Here is a 15,452-nt window from a genome sequence, read left to right as displayed (position 1 = left end):
ATGAACGATATGGCTCTGCCATTTTTCAACAAAAAAAATGCACCAAAAGACGAAACAGGAACAATTGTTCTTCCGGAACAGCTGCCGCAGCATGTCGGCTTCATCATGGACGGAAACGGACGGTGGGCAACTAAACGTGGTATGCCACGAAAGTTTGGACATCGGGAAGGAGCAAAAAATTTCAAAGACCTGTCCCTGTATTGTCGGGATATTGGTCTGCGAAATGCATCTTTTTATGTTTTCTCAACAGAAAACTGGAAACGTCCACAAGATGAAGTAAATGCAATTATGGATTTGTTCTGGGATTATCTCTGTGAAGCAGATCAGTATCTGGAAAGACGCGTTCGTATGATTTTTGTCGGTGACCGAAGCCGTTTGCAGGATCGATTGCAAAAGCGTATGGAAGAACTGGAACATGATTCCAGAGATTTCGAAAAGATGAATCTGATTCTTGCAATCAATTACGGCGGACGAGATGAAATCAAACATGCTGCACAGGAGATTGCCAAAGAAGTACAGGCAGGAAAACTTGCACCGGAAGCAATCACAGAACAAACCATTTCTGAGCATCTGTATACCGCGGGGCTTCCGGATGTGGATCTGTTGATTCGCCCCAGCGGAGAACTGCGGTTGTCCAACTATCTCATCTGGCAATGTGCATATGCAGAATATTACTTTACAAATGTTTTGTGGCCGGACTTCAACCGCAACGAATTGAATAAGGCTTTAGCAGACTATGCACAGCGTGGCAGACGATTTGGAGGAATTTGACGATGAAAGTTCGGATTATCTCTGGCGTAGTTGGCGGCATTCTGGCAATCCTGATTTTGATTCTGCATAAGACGTTCGTATTTCCATTGGCAATTGCGGCTTTGATTTGCATTGCACTATTTGAACTGTTTCGTGCAGGGAAGTGCCTGCATTGCCGGATTTCTATCGGTGCCGGGTTTCTGTATGGTGCTGCACTGCCGTTCTTACAGTATTACGGAAACACTTCTGCGACAATCGCATTGACATTCCTTTGTATCGTTGCGATGTTTGCAGAAATGGTTTTGCTGCATAAGCATATCACATATCAGAATACCCTGTTTATTGTCGCAATTACACTTCTGGTTTCCCATTCTTTGAGCATGCTGAACACTTTGCTGCATATCAGCCAATTTGGTCTGGCAAGCGTTATTCTGGCACTGTCTTCTGCATGGATTGCCGATACTGGTGCCTATTTTGCCGGAACATTTTTAGGAAAGCATAAGCTTTGTCCGGAAATCAGCCCGAAGAAAACTGTAGAAGGCTTTTTCGGTGGGATTGTGACGGATGTCGTGGTAATGGTGATTTTTTCCTTGATTTACAGCTTGATCGCACACGCACATGTACACTATCTCTGGCTGATTTTTATTGGCATTGTTTGTGCTGTAATCAGCGTACTGGGAGATTTGAGTGCATCTGTACTGAAGCGTCAGCAGGGAATCAAAGACTTCGGAAATATCATGCCCGGACACGGCGGTGTCATGGATCGTTTTGACAGCGTTTTGTTTACAGTTCCGGCATTTTATGCACTGGAAATGATGTATCCGGTGTTCTTTGGATAATTGCATGGGTTCATGCACAAACCACACGATGTGAGGCCCTTTGCTTTGCATCGTGTTGTGTTTATGGGCACATGGATCAAAAAGGAGAATGATAAAATGAAAAAGGCAATCTCGATTCTCGGATCGACAGGTTCTATCGGAACACAGTCCTTGGAAGTTGCCAGATCCCACGGAATGCAGATTTATGCATTGGCTGCCAATCGAAATGTTGATGCATTGGAGCAGCAGGCACGAGAGTTTCTCCCGAAAAAGGTCTGCATCTTCGAAACTGAAAAATACGCAGAACTGAAACAGCGTCTGGAAGATTTGCCAGTACAGGTGCTCTGCGGTATGGAGGGGCTATGTGACATTGCGTCAGATAAAAATGCAGATATTCTCATCAATTCTGTGGTAGGCATGGTTGGGCTGCTGCCAACACTGACCGCGATTTCTGCCGGTTTGGACATTGCGTTGGCAAATAAGGAAACGCTGGTTGCCGGCGGCTCTCTGGTTATGGAACAGGCAGCAAAAAAAGGCGTTCGAATTTATCCGGTAGACAGCGAACATTCTGCCATTTTCCAATGTTTACAGGGCAATCGGCGGGAACAGCTGCACAAAATCATTCTGACGGCTTCCGGCGGACCGTTCTTCGGAAAAACTCGTCAGGAACTGGAGCATGTCACTGTAGCAGATGCCCTAAATCACCCGAACTGGAGCATGGGCAATAAAATTACCATTGACTCTGCAACACTGATGAACAAGGGATTAGAATTCATTGAAGCTAAGTGGCTCTTTGACCTGACACCGGAACAGATTGAAATTGTCGTACACCGGCAGAGTGTGGTGCATTCCGCAGTTGAATATCAGGATTGTTCAGTCATTGCACAAATGGGCGTGCCGGATATGAAAATTCCAATTCAGTATGCACTATTGTATCCGGAACGGCTGCCTTGTCCGACAAAACATCTGTCACTGACTGATTACGGAATATTGACTTTTGAAAAACCGGATATGGAAACATTCTCCTGTCTGAAAACGGCAATTGCAGCAATTACAACCGGTGGCACAGCACCTTGTATTGTAAACGGGGCAAATGAGGTAGCAGTTGCTGCATTCCTGTCCGGAAAGATTCGTTTTCTGGACATCGGTGCATTGGCACAAAAGGCAATGGAAATGATTCCGGCAACCAAGATAGAAACCTATGAGGATGTTATGCGGGCTGACACAAAGGCTCGGGAATTTGTACGAAATACTATCGCATAACGATTTACAATTATAGAACCGCTGCATAAAATTCAACTGTCGATTTTACACAAAATCTGTTGCAGTGGTTCCTTAGAAAGGACCTGCATATGCAGCATATTATCACGATCCTCATTGCAATTCTCATTTTCGGTTTAATCATCGGCATTCACGAATTTGGACATTTTATCGTTGCAAAGCTGAACCACATTCAAGTCAATCAATTTGCAATTGGCATGGGACCCAAACTGATTCATTTTCAAAAAGGCGAAACAGAATATTCTCTCCGGTTGTTTCCAATCGGTGGATTCTGTGCCATGGAAGGCGAGGATCAGTCCAGTGACAATCCTAACGCTTTTGAAAAAAAAGCAGTCTGGCGTAGAATGACGGTAGTACTTGCCGGTGCATTTATGAATCTGGTTCTGGGATTTCTGCTGATTGCAATTCTGCTGTGCACAGCACAGAAAGTGCCGTCTTTGACGATTGCAAAATTTGCGGAAACGACCAATTCTGCCGGAAATACTGTAACTGCATCGGAAAGTGAACGATCCGGCCTGCAAATCGGCGATAAAATTGTTGCAATCGACGGCAGCCATATTTTTTCCACAACCGATCTGATTTACAAACTGCAAACAACAGATACAGACACCTATGACATTACTGTAAAGCGTGACGGTTCCCGTGTTACCATTGAAAATGTAACGTTCCATAATGATAATACAGGTGGTCTGCTGGATTTCTCTGTCGAGGGAAAATCTAAAAATCCGGTAAACGTCATCACCTATGCCGCCAAAGACACAGTGGCAACTGCCAAGCTGATTTGGATGTCATTGATTGAACTGGTCAGCGGAAAATATAGTCTGCAAGACCTTTCTGGTCCTGTCGGAACTGTCAGTGTCATTGAACAGGCAGCATCTACCGGAGAAAATCTGCTGGAACGGGTGCAGTCTGTCATGAATTTGACAATTTTCATTACAGTAAATGTAGGTGCATTCAACCTTTTGCCGATTCCGGGACTGGATGGCAGCCGGTTTGTGTTTCTGTTGATTGAAGCGATTCGACGAAAACCAATTTCAAAAAATCGGGAAGCTATGGTACATTTTATCGGTATGGCAGCACTGTTTCTGCTGATGATTCTGGTAACAGTACAGGATATAGGGCGATTCTTCAAAAATTAGGGAGTGACAATCATGAGAGAAATAAAGCCGGTAAAAGTCGGCAATTGTATACTGGACGGAAAACACATCTACATTCAATCCATGCTGAACACTCGTTCCGATGATATTGCAGGCAGTGTTGCACAGGCAGTGGCATTGGAACAGGTAGGCTGTGAAATTGTACGGGCAGCGATTCCAAATCATGAAGCCATTGCATTGATTCCGGCAATCAAGGAAAAAATCTCGATTCCGTTGGTGGCGGATATTCATTTCGATTACCGACTGGCATTGGAAGCTGCTGAAGCAGGAATCGACAAGATTCGCATCAACCCCGGCAATATCGGCGGCATGAGCCGTGTTCAGGAAGTCGTCCACGCCTGTCAGGAACGACAGATCCCTATTCGCATTGGTGTAAACTCTGGCTCATTGGAAAAGGAAATCCTTGCAAAGTACGGTGCTCCGACAGCGGAAGCGTTGGTAGAAAGTGCAATGGGGCATGTACATATGCTAGAAGAATGTGGGTTTGATGATATTGTCATTTCCATGAAATCTTCCGATGTTAATACCATGATCGATGCTTATCGTCTATGTGCACAGCAGTGCAATTACCCGCTGCATCTGGGCGTTACAGAAGCTGGAACAGAGCGTATGGGCATGCTGAAATCTGCAATTGGCATTGGCTCGTTGATTCACGACGGCATTGGCGAAACCATTCGGGTATCCCTGACAGAAGACCCTGTTAAGGAAATTCGTGCGGCAAGAGATATTTTGAAATGTATTGGGAAGCGTGGCGGACCGCAAATCGTATCCTGTCCTACCTGTGGCCGGACACGAATTGATTTGGTAAAAACAGCAAAAGAAGTAGAAGCGGCTCTGGAATATGTAGAAAAAGACATTAAGGTAGCTGTCATGGGCTGCGTTGTAAATGGTCCCGGAGAAGCCAAAGAAGCAGACATCGGAATTGCCGGTGGTGACGGCTGTGCAATGCTGTTCCGCAAGGGAACAGTTTTACGAAAGGTCGCGGAACAGGACATTGTTCCGGAACTGATGGCTGAAATTGAGAAACTGTAGGAGTGGAACATATGGATTTGAATTTCGCAGAGTTTCTGGAAGAATATGTCCCGATTATGCCGGAATCCATCAAAGACGGTATTTTGAATCGGCTGACATATTCCGAAAACCTGACGAAAATTTCGTTTTATATCACATTTCCCCATCTGGTACCGGCACAGGATCTGGTCGCACTGGAACACGAACTGGAGATCCGCCTGGAAATCCATGCCGTCCGTCTGCATCCGCGGTATGCCCCAGAATTGTTTTCTATGGCATATTTTCCGGATCTGGTCATGTTTCTGAAACGGGAAATGACCGTTGTCAACGGTTTTGTTGACGGAGCAGACATTACACGGGAAGATAATACCATTCGAATCCAACTGCACAACGGCGGCTATGATATTTTAAAAAAGTATCACGTAGCAGATTTCTTTTCCGGTTTGCTGGAAAAAATGTTCTCTACGCCGTTTCATGTGGTATTTGAAGGGGAAACCAGTGTCAGTGAAGCTGCTTTCCATGAAATGATCTCCAAGGCAGAACAGGAATTACCCAAACATGAAGCTCAACTGCAAACTTCTACAGCACCTGCTCCGGCAGCAACTCACAGCGATAAGGAAAAGCCAATTGCACAAAGCGTTACTATGAACGAGGATATTCCGGGCATCGTTCCTGGAAGTGCTGTCCTGATCAAAGGCAGACCGATTCGGGATATTCCTATGCCGATTCGGGAAGCTGTAGAAGTACAGAATCAACGTGTGGTAATCATGGGTGATGTCTTTGCAATGGATTCCCGCGAAGTACGGGGAGAGCGAACCATTTTGACCTATCAGATCACAGACGGCACTTACTCGGTATTGGTCAAGATTTTCGATTCCACAGAAAAAATTGAGAAGCTGCCGTTTCATGAAATCAAAAAGGGAAGTACATTATTGATGATCGGACGGATCGGCTATGATGAATTTGCAAGAGAAGATGTCATGAAACCGGAATCTATTGTTGTGGTAAAACGACAGCGGAAAATGGACAATGCCCCCAAGAAACGTGTAGAATTGCATTGCCATACCAACATGTCCCAAATGGATGCAGTTACGCCCTGCGGCAAACTGGTAGAACGTGCCCATGAATGGGGACATCCTGCAATTGCAATCACAGACCATGGTATTGCACAGGCATTTCCGGATGCCATGAATGCGTGGCGTGGCTTTAAGGACAAGAATTTCAAAGTGATTTTCGGCTGCGAAGCCTATGTAGTCAATGACTTGAATCGTCTACTGGTAGTTGATAATCCAGAAGGCCGAACACTGCAGGACGAAATCATTGTTTTTGATGTGGAAACAACCGGCTTGAGTCCAGCCAATGACCGCCTGACAGAAATTGGTGCAGTTCGTATGCGTGGCATGCAGGTGGTGGAAACATTCAACACCATGGTAAATCCGGAACGACCGATTCCGGCAAAGATCGTGGAACTGACAGGTATTACGGATTCCATGGTAGAAGATGCTCCCAAAGAAGCAGAAGCAATGCGGAAGTTTATCGAATTCTGCGGTGAAAATCCGGTTTTGGCAGCACACAACGCCAATTTCGATACTTCTTTTGTCCGCAATGTCTGCAAGAGAAATCATATCACATTTGAGTTCGCAACACTGGATACACTGGTACTCTGCAAGAGCATGCTGCCTACTATGGCACGCCACAAGCTGGACGGTGTTGCAAAGGCTCTGAAATTGGGAAAGTTCGATCATCATCGGGCATCAGATGATGCACAGATGCTGGCAAAAATTTACAAAGAATTGGTCAGCCGTCTGATGCAGACAAAGGGTGCCACAATGCTTTCTGATCTGAACACCAAAACACAGGAAATCGATGTAAAAAAACTGAAATCGTTTCACCAGATCATTCTGGTACGAAATAATATCGGCTTAAAAAATTTGTACAAGTTGATTTCCTATGGGCATATCGAATGTTTTTACCGAAAGCCATTGATCCCCAAATCAGTGTTGATGCAGTATCGGGAGGGCTTGATTTTCGGCAGTGCCTGCGAAGCCGGCGAACTCTTCCGAGCATTCGTGGAAGAGAAACCGCATGAGGAAATTGTGAAACTGGCAAAGTTCTATGACTATCTGGAAATCCAGCCGGCAGGAAATAATGCTTTCATGATTCGAAACGGTACTGCTGCCAATATGGAACAATTGCAGGAATACAACCGCAAAATTGTTGCACTGGGTGATGAACTGGGAATTCCGGTTTGTGCAACCTGTGACGTGCACTTCATGGACAAGGAAGATGCCATTTACCGCGAGATCCTGCAAGCCGGACAAGGCTATGACGATGCAAAATTTCAGCCGCCGCTGTATCTGCGTACCACGGAAGAAATGCTGGAAGAATTCTCCTATCTTGGTGAAGAAAAGGCATACGAAATTGTTGTTACCAACACCAATGCCATTGCAGATCAAATTGAACACATTCAGCCGTTCCCGAACGGTACCTTTACGCCGACCATTGACGGTGCCGAGGAAGATTTGGTGCGAATCACCAATACTAAGGCAAAGGAAATCTATGGTGACCCATTGCCGGAACTGGTAGAAAAGCGACTGAACCGCGAACTCTCCTCTATCATCAAACATGGTTTTTCTGTGCTGTATATCATTGCACAGAAATTGGTTTGGGATAGCGTAGACCATGGGTATCAAGTTGGTTCCCGTGGTTCTGTTGGCTCCTCTTTTGTGGCATCTATGGCAGGAATTTCCGAAGTCAACCCGTTGGCACCACACTACGTCTGCCCCAAGTGTAAGCATAGCGAGTTTATCACAGACGGCAGCATTGGTTCCGGCTTTGATCTCCCTCCAAAAAACTGTCCGGAATGCGGTACGGAAATGAATCGGGACGGACATGATATTCCTTTCGAAACATTCTTGGGATTCGACGGCGACAAGGCTCCGGATATTGACTTGAACTTCTCCAGTGAATACCAATCATCCGCTCACCGCTACACGGAAGAACTTTTCGGACGAGATAACGTGTTCAAAGCAGGAACCATTTCCGCTGTTGCCGACAAAACAGCCTATGGTTACGTGAAAAAATATCTGGAAGAAAAGGGCTTGCAGTATAGTCCTACTGAGATCAACCGACTGTCGATCGGCTGTACGGGTATCAAACGAACAACTGGTCAGCACCCCGGCGGCATGGTTGTTGTCCCCAGCGATTATGATGTATATGACTTCACGCCGGTACAGCACCCTGCGGACGATGCCGAATCTGAAATTCTGACAACACACTTCGACTTCCATTCGCTCCACGATACCATTTTGAAACTGGACGAACTGGGGCATGTCGTACCGACCATGTATAAGCACTTGGAAGATGCCACTGGTATCTTGATTCACAATGTTCCCACAACAGATCCCAAGGTCATTCAAATGTGTACCGATGCTTCTGTTCTGGGCGTTACACCAGAAGAAATCTACTGCCAGACGGGAAGCCTTGGCATTCCGGAAATGGGAACCGGCTTCACCATTCAGATGTTGCTGGACTCCAAACCGAAAAAATTCAGCGACTTCCTGCAAGTCAGTGGACTTTCCCACGGTACTGACGTATGGCTTGGAAATGCCAAAGACTTGATCGATAACGGCACCTGTACCATTTCTGACGTAATCGGTACCCGTGACAGCATTATGACCTATCTGCTGCACAAAGGCGTTGAGCCGAAACAGGCATTCCAGATCATGGAGGACACCCGAAAGGGAAAAGCCCCCAAGACTTTTACACCGGAACGTGTACAAATGCTGAAAGATCACAATGTGCCGCAATGGTATATTGACAGCTGTCTGAAAATCAAGTACATGTTCCCGAAAGCCCATGCAGCAGCGTATGTTACTGCTGCCATTAAACTGGGTTGGTTCAAGCTGTATCACCCATTGGCGTATTATGCGGTGTATTTCAGTACTCGCGGTGATGATTTCGATGCAATTCTGGCGTTGCAGGGCAAGGAAGCTGTTCGGGCAAAAATCGAAGAACTCAAGGAAAAGGGAAATGACCGTTCCAAAAAAGAATCTGATTTGCTGGATACGCTGCTGATTGTCAATGAGATGCTTAGCCGCGGCTGCGAATTCCTGCCTATTGATCTCTACAAGTCTCATGCTACAAAGTATCTGGTAGAAGATCATAAAATCCGGATTCCGTTCAGTGCGATTCCGGGTATTGGTATTTCAGCTGCACAAAACTTGTATGAAACAGCACAAAAGCGGGATTTCATTTCTATTGAAGAGTTTCAGACACAAAGTGGTGCATCAAAAACAATAATTGAAACGTTGGAACGGTTGAATGCTATGGGCGATTTACCGAAATCCAGTCAGATGTCACTGTTTTAAGAAATTTGTCTTGACTTTATTCGTTTTATGTGATATTATGCTATTATAGTAGCATACTAAAGCATTAGGAGAGCTGTATGAGAAAATATGATTTGATTACCCCTGAGGGGACAAAAGATTTTTTATTTGAAGAATGTTATGTGCGTCGTGAAATCGAGCAGAATTTACATGACTTGTTTCACAGCAAAGGCTATTCGGAACTTACTACACCGGGATTGGAATTTTTCGATGTGTTCCAGTCAGAATCCGGTCACTATCCGCAGGAACGACTGTATAAGCTGACCGACAGCAAGGGACGCTTGCTGGTACTCCGTCCGGAATCTACCATGCCGATTGCACGCGTCACAGCAACCCGTCTGCGAGATGCATTATTACCGCTGCGACTGTGCTATACTCAGTCAGTGTATCGCTTTGAACCTGCACTCAAAGGCAGAAGCGATGAAATCACACAGGCAGGTATTGAACTGCTGGGTTCATCTTCCTATCTGGCAGATGTGGAAATGATTACCACAGCCATTGAGGCACTGGATTCGTTCAGCAGTGACCATGTGAGCTTCTCTTTGGAACTGGGTGATGCCGGTGTATTTAAGGAACTGATGCGGGAACTGCATGCCACACCGGAAGAACGGGAAAATATCCGTTATTTGATTGAAACAAAAAACTATCCGGCATTGAACGACGTGCTGGACACCATGGATGATGTGAAAGTTGCTGCTGCACTGAAGAAACTGCCGGCACTGTTTGGCGGTGAAGAAGTGTTTGAAAAGGCTTCACAGCTTTATTCCAATCAGCGAATCGATGAAATCCTTATGGATCTGAAGAAACTGTATAATGACATTTCCACCGCAATCGGAAAAGGTCGTCTGACTGTCGATCTGGGTATGGTCAATAATGCTGACTACTATACCGGTGTCATCATCAAGGGCTATCTGGAAGGCTACGGAGAAGAAGTACTCTCCGGCGGACGGTACAATAAACTGCTGTCTGATTTTGGTTATGACATTCCGGCAACCGGCTTTGCAGTCAATGTCGATGCTGTGGCAAATGTCCGCATGAAGGACCGCCCTGTTGTCCTGAAGCCGGCAGATGCTGTCATTTTTGCAGCAACTGGCTATGAAATGAAAGCCGCAAAGGTTTCACAGGAATTACGCAGCCGCGGACAGGTTGTTGAATTTGCATTCTTTGACAGTCTGGAACTGGTGCGGGAATATGCACGGGAAAATAAAATCGGAAAAGTCGTTGTTGTAGATGAAGAAATTACGGAGGTAGAATAAATGGCAAAGCCGCTTAGAATTGCATTGACAAAAGGCAGACTGGAAAAAGATACTGTCGGACTGCTGGAACGGTTGGGCTATGATTGTACCGCTGTACGAGAAAAAGGTCGCCGCCTGATCCTGCCGATTCCGGACGGCAACATGGAAGTCGTTCTGGCAAAGGCAAATGACGTCATCACCTATGTAGAACATGGCGTTTGCGATATGGGCGTTGTGGGAAAAGACACCATTATTGAAATGCAGGGCAAATTTTTCGAACTGGTTGATTTGGGATTTGGCAGATGTAAATTTGCTCTGGCATGCAAAAAAGGAACAGATTTTTACAGCGGCTTCGGCGTAAAGTGCATTGCGACCAAGTATCCAAATGTTGCACGCCGCTTTTTTGAAAGCAAAGGCATGGACGTTGATATTGTAAAAATTGAAGGTTCCGTGGAACTGGCACCGCTGCTGGGACTGGCAGACGGCATTGTAGACATTGTAGAAACCGGCGTTACCCTTCGAGAAAACGGCTTGGAAGTGGTAGAAGATGTCGTTCCGATCTCTGCACGTCTGATTGCCAATACCGTTAGTCTAAAGCTGCGGCAGACAGAAATTGAAGCTTTGATTCAGAAAATTGAGGAGGCTTTATCAAAATGATTACCATGAAAACCATTAACGCCAGCGATCTGGCACAGCGTGATGCATTTTTCACCAGCTTGGACAAGCGTACCGGTGAAACCAACCAGCGTGTTACGGAAACTGTCAGCGAAATTATCCGCACAGTCAAAGAGGGCGGCGATCAGGCAGTCAAAAATTACACCTTGAAATTCGACGGCAGTTTGCCGGAATATTACGAAGTGCCCCGCGATGTCATCAATGACGCAATGACAGAAGCTGATCCGGCATTTGTAGATGCCATGCTGAACGCTATTGAAAATGTTCGCGATTTCCACCAGCGTCAGGTACAGGAAGGCTTTATCCACGCACTGCCGAATGGTGTGATTCTGGGACAGCGTGTCCGCGGTCTGGAACGTGTTGGTCTGTACGTGCCGGGCGGTACGGCTGCTTATCCCTCCAGCGTTATCATGAACGCAGTGCCGGCAAAAATTGCTGGCGTTAAGGAAATCATCATGGTAACACCGCCCTGCAAAGACGGCACACCGAATCCGGATATTCTGGTAGCAGCCGGACTTTGTGGGGTGGATCGTGTATTCCTCTCCGGCGGTGCACAGGCAATTGCAGCACTGGCTTATGGTACAGAAGAAATCCCGAAGGTGGATAAAATTGTCGGACCAGGCAACATCTTTGTGGCAACTGCCAAGAAGCTGCTGTACGGTGTTGTAGATATTGATATGATCGCAGGTCCCAGTGAAGTTCTGGTTATGGCAGATGAAACCGCAGATCCGAAATTTGTTGCCGCAGACCTGATGTCACAGGCAGAGCACGACGTACTGGCCTCTGCAATTCTGGTGACTACCAGTGCAGAACTAGCAGAAAAGGTACAAGCAGAAATCAATCGTCAGGTACAGTATCTTTCCCGCAAGGAAATCATTGAGAAATCGATGAATGAATATGGTGCAGTTCTACTGTGCAATACCCGTGAAGAAGCCACTGTTCTGGCAAATATGGTTGCACCGGAACACTTGGAAGTACTTATGGAAAACCCCATGGAACTGCTGGGAGCACTGGACAATGCCGGTTCGGTATTTCTGGGAGCATATGCATCGGAACCGCTGGGCGATTACTACGCTGGTCCGAACCACGTTCTGCCCACCAGCGGAACGGCACGGTTCTTCTCTCCGCTGGGCGTACAGAGCTTTACCAAGCGTTCCAGCTACACCTACTATACCAAGGACGCTCTGCATGCAGCTAAGGACGATATTGTGCTGATTGCCAACAAGGAAGGTCTGACCGCACACGCCAATGCGATTACCGTTCGGTTTGAGGACGAAGAAAAGTAATGGCAATCCCAAAATACTATGAGTTTTTTCCTCCTATTATGGAAGTACTATCTGATGGAAAAATTCATCATTTTAAAGAAGTTCGAGATTACTGCGTAAAGTATTATTCATTGACAGACGAAGAACAACAAGAAATGCTTCCAAGCGGGAAAAAAAGTTATGTAAACGATAGAGTAAGTTGGGCAAAAACTTATTTGAAGAAAGCAGGGTTACTTAGCAGTCCAACTCGCTCCAATTATCAGATTACTGAATTAGGAAAAGATGCAGTGAAAAAAGGCGTGAAATCTATTACTGTTGATTTTCTAAAACAATTTAAGTCATTTCAACAATTTTATGGAAGAAAAGAAACGATGCCATTGTCAGAAAAATTAAATGATGATTCTGCTTCTCTGGAACAAAACCCACAAGAACAAATGGAATACTCCATGAGACAAATAAACGAGGCTCTTGCAGATGACTTGATGTTAGAGATTCTGAAAATGTCCCCATATGATTTTGAAAAACTGGTTGTTCAGCTGTTAAAAAATATGGGATATGGAGAACCCATTGCCACTAAAAAATCTGGTGATGAGGGCATTGACGGATTGGTGAAAGCAGATAAGTTTGGCTTCGACACCATTTATGTACAAGCAAAACAATGGAATCCGGATTCGACTGTAAGCAGACCAGAAATTCAAAAGTTTTTAGGTGCATTAGCCGGACAGGGTGCGTCCAAGGGATTGTTTATTACAACTGCAAAATATTCCAGTGAGGCAGTTCAATTTGCACAACGGCACTTGCAGCAAAAAATTATTCTCGTAGACGGGAAAATGCTGACACGATTAATGATTGAATACAACTTAGGCGTTTCAGTCGAAATGACTTATGAAGTAAAACGAATTGATTATGATTTCTTCAATGAAGAAGTTTAATCACCACAAGGAGGAATCCATATGCGGCAAGCACAACTTGCACGAAAGACCAAAGAAACAGACATACAGGTAGCCGTAAAACTAGACAACATAGGAACTGCCAATATCGATACCGGCATCGGCTTTTTTGACCATATGCTAACAGCACTGTCTGTTCACAGCGGCATCAGCATGGACATTGCCGTAAAGGGTGACCTCTATGTGGACGGACACCATACTGTAGAGGACACCGGTATTGTTCTGGGAAAAGCACTGGGCGAGGCACTGGGCGATAAGTCTGGTATTACTCGTTACGGCAGTGCATTTATTCCCATGGACGAAGCTCTGGCATTTTGCAGTCTGGACATCAGCAACCGTCCGTTTTTGGTATTTCAGGGGACATTCACCAATGCCATGATCGGACAGTATGATGCCTGCCTGACGGAAGAATTTTTCCGTGCCTTTGCATTCAACGCCGGCATTACGCTTCATGTGAATATGATGTATGGCTCTAACGATCACCACAAGTGTGAGGCAGCATTCAAAGCCGTTGCCCATGCCTTAAAAACCGCGGTAACCCCGCTGGAAGCAGGAAAAACCTTGTCCACGAAAGGAGTGCTGTAAACATGATTGCCATTATCGACTACGGTGCCGGCAATATTTTCAGTGTAAAAAATGCACTGGACTATCTGGGATTAACTGGCGAACTGACTTCTGATCCGGAAGCAATTCGCAAAGCAGATGCATTGATTTTGCCCGGCGTAGGGGCATTCCCCAGTGCCATGCAGATGCTGCACGACAGCGGATTGACCAACATCATTCAGGAAGAAGCTCACAAGAAACCTTTTCTGGGAATTTGTCTGGGTATGCAGCTGATTTTTGAAAAAGGATACGAATTTGAAGAATGCAACGGTTTGGGGCTGATCCCCGGCAAAGTAGAAAAAATCGTTGCTCCGGATATGGTGATCCCACATATGGGCTGGAACAAGCTGGAAATACAGCATGACTGTCCGATTCTCCGAAATATGCCGGAAGAATCCTATGTGTACTTTGTTCACTCCTATCAGGCGGTAGTGCCGGACGAATATCTGGCAGCCTATGTGGAATACGGACCGGCAAAAATTCCGGCAATGGTCTATGACGGAAAAACGGTTTACGGAGCCCAGTTCCATCCGGAAAAAAGCGGAGAGATCGGGCTGCAAATTCTGCGGAACTTTGGAGGGCTGATTCAATGATTATTTTACCAGCAATCGATATTAAAGACGGCAATTGTGTTCGCCTGTTCAAAGGTGATTTTTCCACAGTAGAAAAAGTAGCAGCGGATTACATGGAAACTGCCAAAGGATTTGAAGCGGCAGGAGCATCATGGATTCACATGGTAGATCTGGACGGTGCCAAAGAGGGCAGACCGGTAAACCAGCATATTTATGAAGATGTTGCAGCAAAGACCGGATTGAAAGTAGAAGTCGGCGGCGGTATCCGAAATCTGGAAACCATTGACACTTACCTAAAAAGCGGTGTAGAGCGTGTCATTCTGGGCTCCGCAGCATTGAAAAATCCAAAGCTGGTAAAAAATGCAGTACAGAAATTCGGCAGCCAACACATTGCAGTGGGAATCGATGCCAAGAATGGTATGGTTGCCACAGAGGGCTGGCTGGAAGAATCTGACACAGATTATATTACGCTGGCGAAAGAAATGATTGCAGTAGGCGTACAATATTTTATCGTAACCGATATTGCGAAAGACGGCACGCTTTCCGGTGTCAATCTGAAACAGCTGAAAGACTTGCGAGATGCAACCAACAGCAATTGCAACATCATTGCCAGCGGCGGTGTGCATACAATTGAAGACATTCGCGGTTGTAAGAAACTTGGACTGTATGGCACGATCTGCGGCAAGTCGATCTATAAAGGCACACTGGATCTGAAAGAAGCCATTGCTTTGGCGGAAGGGGTGTAAC

13 protein-coding genes are annotated in these 15,452 nt (G+C 45.7%); all 13 read left to right on the top strand.

Annotation, left to right across the window (positions count from 1 at the left end; translation table 11 throughout):
- Window positions 1-9: 9 nt before the first annotated feature.
- The 13 genes from uppS (at window position 10) to hisA (ending at window position 15,451) form a co-directional block, all read left to right on the top strand.
- A complete protein-coding gene (gene uppS, locus DXB92_RS03565) occupies window positions 10-771 on the top strand; it encodes a polyprenyl diphosphate synthase (protein WP_117732451.1) in 762 nt (253 codons plus the stop codon).
- A gap of 2 nt (window positions 772-773) precedes the next feature.
- The gene (locus DXB92_RS03560) at window positions 774-1,589 is read left to right on the top strand and encodes a phosphatidate cytidylyltransferase (protein WP_117732449.1); all 816 of its coding nucleotides are present in this window, start codon (window positions 774-776) and stop codon (window positions 1,587-1,589) included.
- A gap of 96 nt (window positions 1,590-1,685) precedes the next feature.
- Window positions 1,686-2,831: a 1-deoxy-D-xylulose-5-phosphate reductoisomerase gene (locus DXB92_RS03555; protein WP_117732447.1), complete on the top strand. Its 1,146-nt coding sequence runs from the start codon at window positions 1,686-1,688 to the stop codon at window positions 2,829-2,831.
- Between the two features lie 89 nt (window positions 2,832-2,920).
- Window positions 2,921-3,988 carry a site-2 protease family protein gene (locus DXB92_RS03550; RefSeq protein WP_242986593.1) on the top strand — a complete coding sequence of 356 codons (1,068 nt, stop codon included), beginning with the start codon at window positions 2,921-2,923 and terminating at the stop codon, window positions 3,986-3,988.
- 12 nt (window positions 3,989-4,000) lie between these two features.
- Complete coding sequence (ispG, locus tag DXB92_RS03545) at window positions 4,001-5,038, top strand: flavodoxin-dependent (E)-4-hydroxy-3-methylbut-2-enyl-diphosphate synthase (protein WP_117732445.1); 1,038 nt, start codon at window positions 4,001-4,003, stop codon at window positions 5,036-5,038.
- An 11-nt stretch (window positions 5,039-5,049) separates the two neighbouring features.
- A complete protein-coding gene (locus tag DXB92_RS03540) occupies window positions 5,050-9,387 on the top strand; it encodes a PolC-type DNA polymerase III (protein ID WP_117732443.1) in 4,338 nt (1,445 codons plus the stop codon).
- A 77-nt stretch (window positions 9,388-9,464) separates the two neighbouring features.
- Window positions 9,465-10,661: an ATP phosphoribosyltransferase regulatory subunit gene (hisZ, locus tag DXB92_RS03535; RefSeq protein WP_117732441.1), complete on the top strand. Its 1,197-nt coding sequence runs from the start codon at window positions 9,465-9,467 to the stop codon at window positions 10,659-10,661.
- The gene (gene hisG, locus DXB92_RS03530) at window positions 10,662-11,297 is read left to right on the top strand and encodes an ATP phosphoribosyltransferase (protein WP_021682229.1); all 636 of its coding nucleotides are present in this window, start codon (window positions 10,662-10,664) and stop codon (window positions 11,295-11,297) included.
- 5 nt (window positions 11,298-11,302) lie between these two features.
- Window positions 11,303-12,601 carry a histidinol dehydrogenase gene (gene hisD, locus DXB92_RS03525; RefSeq protein ID WP_117732515.1) on the top strand — a complete coding sequence of 433 codons (1,299 nt, stop codon included), beginning with the start codon at window positions 11,303-11,305 and terminating at the stop codon, window positions 12,599-12,601.
- The gene (locus DXB92_RS03520) at window positions 12,601-13,512 is read left to right on the top strand and encodes a restriction endonuclease (protein ID WP_117732439.1); all 912 of its coding nucleotides are present in this window, start codon (window positions 12,601-12,603) and stop codon (window positions 13,510-13,512) included. The genes hisD and DXB92_RS03520 overlap by 1 nt, the downstream gene beginning before the upstream one ends.
- A gap of 21 nt (window positions 13,513-13,533) precedes the next feature.
- Entirely contained in the window at window positions 13,534-14,115 is a 582-nt protein-coding gene (hisB, locus tag DXB92_RS03515) for an imidazoleglycerol-phosphate dehydratase HisB (protein ID WP_021682232.1), read from the top strand.
- 2 nt (window positions 14,116-14,117) lie between these two features.
- Entirely contained in the window at window positions 14,118-14,726 is a 609-nt protein-coding gene (hisH, locus tag DXB92_RS03510; protein WP_117732437.1) for an imidazole glycerol phosphate synthase subunit HisH, read from the top strand.
- The gene (gene hisA, locus DXB92_RS03505; protein ID WP_117732435.1) at window positions 14,723-15,451 is read left to right on the top strand and encodes a 1-(5-phosphoribosyl)-5-[(5-phosphoribosylamino)methylideneamino]imidazole-4-carboxamide isomerase; all 729 of its coding nucleotides are present in this window, start codon (window positions 14,723-14,725) and stop codon (window positions 15,449-15,451) included. The genes hisH and hisA overlap by 4 nt, the downstream gene beginning before the upstream one ends.
- Window position 15,452 lies beyond the last annotated feature (1 nt).

Origin of the sequence: Ruminococcus sp. OM06-36AC, from assembly GCF_003438725.1 — a bacterium.
GTDB classification, from domain to species: domain Bacteria; phylum Bacillota; class Clostridia; order Oscillospirales; family Ruminococcaceae; genus Ruminococcus_C; species Ruminococcus_C callidus.
The sequence above is the reverse complement of the archived record's forward strand: the minus strand, read 5'-3'. Positions and strand labels throughout refer to the sequence as shown.